At 60.8% G+C, this 712-nt stretch carries 1 protein-coding gene and 1 pseudogene; both read left to right on the top strand.

The annotated features are described in order from the left end of the window. Window positions 1-318 (top strand): ComEA family DNA-binding protein (locus lacNas_RS10540; protein ID WP_201346841.1); only part of this gene is annotated, 318 nt, incomplete at its 5' end. Further along, window positions 272-712: pseudogene (locus lacNas_RS10545) on the top strand (DNA internalization-related competence protein ComEC/Rec2); the annotation flags it as partial. The gene lacNas_RS10540 and the pseudogene lacNas_RS10545, both read left to right, overlap by 47 nt.

The raw sequence follows: 712 nt of genomic DNA on the forward strand, positions 1-712 counted from the left end.
TATGTTCCTGCCAAAGGAGACGAGCCGCCGGCGGCTTCTGCAACCAGCTCGGCTTCTTCGCAGGCAACTTCGTCTTCAGCATTTTCCGCTTCGTCTTCAGCCTCGTCAGCTTCTTCTGCTTCCGGCGAGCTGATCAACATCAATACGGCTTCGGCCAGTGACTTGCAGAAGCTTAACGGAATCGGCGAGAAGAAGGCCGAGCAGATCATTGCCTACCGGCAGGAAAAAGGGGGCTTTAAGAGCATTGACGAGCTGAAAGAGGTGTCGGGAATTGGCGACAAGACCTTCGCGGCGATCAAGGATCAGCTTACAATCTAGCCTCGCGGCCGGCTTTTACTTTCTGCTGGCCCTGGCGGCCGTCAGCGTGTGCGGCCTGTATTATCTGAAAGGCTGGGGCCGGCTTGTGCCTTTGTGCGGCCTGCTCTACCTGCTTTGGCTGATCAGGCTCAAGCACGGCGGGCTGCTGAAGGCGGCAGTTGCTTTTCTGCTCCTGCTGGCCCTGCTTTTAGCCCGCGACCAGCAAGCTCCGGGCCTGAATTTGTCCAGCATCCGCCTGTATCCAGACCAGGTCAAGCTGAATGACGGCTGGCTGAGCGGCCGCGGTCATGCGGGCCGGACCCTCTTGCAGGTCAGCGGACCGGCCAGCCGGGAAGCCGCCACCCGGCTGCAGGCGGGGGAGACCATCGACCTGACGGCCGTCAGCGGCGACTTC

The sequence above is a fragment of the Lactobacillus nasalidis genome, assembly GCF_016587775.1.
In the GTDB taxonomy this organism is placed as follows: Bacteria; Bacillota; Bacilli; order Lactobacillales; family Lactobacillaceae; genus Lactobacillus; species Lactobacillus nasalidis.